The following is a 3777-nucleotide window of genomic DNA, read 5'->3' on the forward strand; positions in this document are numbered from 1 at the left end:
GGCCGGGCGCCCGGCCTCACCGGGTGCCGGTGCCGCCGGGCCGAAGGCGACGGCCGTCTGCGGGCCTGCCGTCCGGCGGACGGCGCGGCCTTGACGGGCAGGGTCAGGCGGACCCGGGTGCCGTGGCCGGGCCGGCTGTCGATGTGCACGTCCCCGCCGTGCATCTCGGCGATTCTCCGTACCAGGGCCAGGCCCACGCCGGTGCCGCCGATCGCCCGCTGCTCGGCGGTGCCGCCGCGGTAGAAGTCGTCGGAGACATGGTCGAGGTCGTGCGGCTCGATGCCGGCGCCGGTGTCGGCGACCTCGATCTGCGGGACCGGGTCGGCGGTGACGGTGACGTCGATCCGGCCGCCGGGCGGGGTGAACTTGACCGCGTTGTCCAGCAGGTGGGCCAGCGCGTGCCGGATGCGTCCGGCGTCGGCCCAGGCGATCACCGGTGCCGGGGCGTGCACGGTCACGGCCGGCTGCTCGGTGCGTCCCTGAGCGGTGATCGCCTGTACGGCGTTCCGGGCCAGGGCGACCAGATCGGTCTCGGCCGGGGTGAAGGCGGCGTTGCCGGCGTTCAGGCTGGCCATCAGCAGCAGTTCGTCCAGCAGCTGGCCCAGCCGGGTGCTGTTACGGTCGATGACCTCCAGGAAGCGGTCCTGCGTCACGGGGTCCAGGCCGCCCTCGCGGATCAGTTGCAGGTAGCTGTGGATCGAGGTCAGCGGGGTGCGCAGCTCGTGGTTGACGGTGCGCAGGAACTGGTTCTTCACCTCGTCGATCTGGCGCAGGCGGTGGACCTGCTGCTCCTGCCGGACGAGCAGGAGCTCGCGCTCCTCGGCGATCCGGCGGCGTTCGGTGACGTCGGTGGAGATGCCGTCGACCAGCAGCCGCCCGCCTTCGCGGCGGGGGACGCCCCGGGTCCAGATCCAGCGGGTGACGCCGTCCAGGCCGATGAGCCGGTACTCCAGCTGTGCCCGCTGACCGGAGATGAGCGTGGCGCAGTGGGCGCGGAAGGCGTCGCGGTCGCCGGGGTGGACGAAACGCAGCATCACGGCGATGAAGTCGTCGCCGGGGTCGAGGTGCAGCCGTCCGCCGAAGACGGTGGTGTGCTCGGTGTTGACGTAGACCGGCCGGGCCGTGCCGTCGGGCCGGACCTCGACCGTCCAGATCTTGTCGGTGAGCTGGTTGATGATCTGGTCGAACTGACGGCGGCTCTCGGCCAGGGCGAGGGCGAGCTCCTCGGCGCGGCGGCGCTCCATGTACCGGCCCACATGCGCGCACACCCCGTCCAGCAGATCGGCCAGGTCGTCGTCGGGGTGCTGGGGATGGTCGACGGCGAAAGCCAGCACGCCCAGGACCTGCGTGCCGCTGCACACCGGCAGGGCGACGGCCGAGCGCAGGCCGGCCCTCAACCCGGCCCGTACCCGGGGGGTGCTGTCCTGCGCGGCCGCCGTGTCCGCGACCCAGACCGCCTCACCGCGCTCCCACGCCAGTCCCGGCAGTTCCTCTCCCCGGGCGAACACGGTCGGATGGCCGGCGGTGAAGGCCGACAGGTCCCGTCCCGGCCTGCTCCAGGAACCGATGCGGACGATCGACGCCTGCTCCTCGTCCACCTGCCAGTACTCGCCGTAGGCCCAGCCCAGTGCGTCGGTGACCGCGGCGGCCACGCCGGCGGCGGCCTCCTGGCTGGAGGCCGCGTCGGCCAGCACCCGGGTGACGGCCTGCTGGGCCTCGCGCAGCAGGCCGATGCGGTACGAGTCGGTGATGTCGTGGCCGACGACCAGAGCGCCCAGGCGGCGCCCCTCCGGCGTGTCGATGGGCCGGCCGTTGACCAGGAAGCGGCGCGGCCCGGCATCGGTCTCGGCCACCACCTGCCGGCCCTGGAAGCACTCACCGGCCCACGCCCGGGCCAGCGGCATCTCCTCGACCGTCAGCGGGGTCCGCCCGTCGGGGGCGTACAGCGGATAGGACCTCAGCCAGGAGCGCACGTCGACCGGCGGGGTGTCGGTGCGCAGGCTCTCGCGCAGCGGCCGGTTGATCACCAGCCTGCCGTTCTCGTCGCAGGCCATCACCGACACCTCCAGGCTGTCGAGCAGGGCGCGCAGAAAGACGTGCTCCTGCCGCCTGCCCGCGGCCCCCAGCGCGACGTCGGCGCGGACCAGCCGCAGTGCGATCTCGGGCTCGATCAGGGCGGCCAGGTCCTCCAGGATCTGCACCTGCTCGCGGCCCCAGGCGCGGGCCGCGGTGTCGACGACGCACAACACGCCGATCGCCTGCGCGCCGGGCGCGTTCAGCGGCACCCCGGCATAGGCCGCCGGCCGCCCGCCGGTGTGCTCCACGAGATCGTGCCAGCGTCCGTCACCGCGGGTGTCGTCGATCACCAGCGGCGCGTCGTCCGCCACGACGTGCCGGCACAGCGACCGTGCCAGGGGATTCTCCCGCACAGCCTGCGGATCGGCCGCTCCCGCCGTGCTGATGACGACCTGCCGGTCCCCGGTGATCAGCGACACCATCGCGACCGGTACGTCCAGCAGCCGGGTCGTCATCCGCGTCACCCGATCCAGCACCGGTACCGCCGACGCGTCCAGCAGACCGGTGGCGTGCAGCGTCCGCAGCCGCTCCGGGTCACCGATGCGGTCCCGATCACTCGCTCCCATGACACCACCCCTTGCACCTTTCCTACCCAGGTGAGGGATTTCACCGGGCGCGCCGGTGACGGCTCCGCCATGACCGGTGCCCCTGCCGCCGGCGGTACCGGCACCGGCGGTGCTCCGTCACGGCGCCGCGGTGGGATGCTCCCGATGGGTGAAGATGCTGAGCAGGCTGTCGATGCGCACGTCGGCTTCCGCCGGGTGCCGGAAGCGCCGGGTGGCGTCGATGCTGTAATGGTTGCGCCGTCCCACCCGGGTGCGGGTGAGGTAGCCGGCCTCTTCCAGGTCGGCGACGATCGCCTGAGCGGCCCGCTCGGTGATCCCTATCTCGGCCGCCACATCGCGCAGGCGGATCTGCGGGTCCTGGGCGATCATCAGCAGGACCCGGGCGTGGTTGGTCAGGAACGTCCATCGGGCGGAAGGCCGGTTGGTGTCAGAGCTGCCCATGATCCCACCCTAGAAGTTCGCCGCCCGCCGGTTCGCCTCGTGGGCCGGATCACACGGGACGCGCGCCGGACCACCAGTGTCCTACGAAGGATATTTCATGTAATGCGGTTCGGGGTTATCCTTCGGGGGTGATGATTCAGCCCTACCGCACAGGCAAGCGAGGGACGGCGGGAGCGTCATGACCAACCGCGCCGTCGCCGAGGCATATATCAGGTCGGCCGGCACCGGTCCGGTCACCGGGATCCCGCCGCTGGACGGCGATCCGACGTTCCACGGCGAACGCCGGCTCGGGGACGGCACGCCCGCACCGGTGGAGCAGCCGCTCTACGACGACCGGCGCCTGCGGATCGTCCGGCGGGCCGGGCGCGCCGGTCACGTGCTGCGGCTCAGCGGGCAGATCGACGCCGGCAACAGCGCCGTGCTGGCGCACGTCCTGAACGGCGCCGGCGCACAGGACGCAGGCACCGTCATCGACCTCGGCCAGGTGAGCTTCATCGACGTCGCCGGGCTGCGCGCCCTGGTGACCTGCACGCGTCCGGCGTCGCACCGGGTGCGCCTGCACGACGTGCCGCCCCATGTGCAGCGCCTGCTGACCCTGCTGGACTGGGACCGCCTGTGCGACCGCAGCGTGCGCCCCGGCGACCTGCTCACCGATTCCGCGGCCTAGCCGCCGGCGGCGCCGGACCCCGGGGCG

Annotated in this window: 3 protein-coding genes; 1 reads left to right on the forward strand and 2 read right to left on the reverse strand. The window is 72.8% G+C overall.

Annotated features, from left to right (window positions below; all coding sequences use genetic code 11):
- Both ACWJ6R_RS32105 and ACWJ6R_RS32110 read right to left on the reverse strand, forming a co-directional pair.
- Positions 1 to 2642 (reverse strand): ATP-binding protein (locus tag ACWJ6R_RS32105; RefSeq protein ID WP_449065814.1); only part of this gene is annotated, 2642 nt, incomplete at its 3' end.
- 117 nt (positions 2643 to 2759) lie between these two features.
- Positions 2760 to 3083, reverse strand: a complete 324-nt coding sequence (locus ACWJ6R_RS32110; protein ID WP_449065815.1) for a helix-turn-helix transcriptional regulator — start codon at positions 3081 to 3083, stop codon at positions 2760 to 2762.
- Between the two features lie 178 nt (positions 3084 to 3261).
- Here ACWJ6R_RS32110 and ACWJ6R_RS32115 point away from each other — a divergent pair, with 178 nt between their 5' ends.
- Positions 3262 to 3750: an STAS domain-containing protein gene (locus tag ACWJ6R_RS32115; protein WP_449065816.1), complete on the forward strand. Its 489-nt coding sequence runs from the start codon at positions 3262 to 3264 to the stop codon at positions 3748 to 3750.
- The last annotated feature ends 27 nt before the right edge of the window (positions 3751 to 3777 follow it).

It is taken from the genome of Planomonospora algeriensis, from assembly GCF_977012225.1.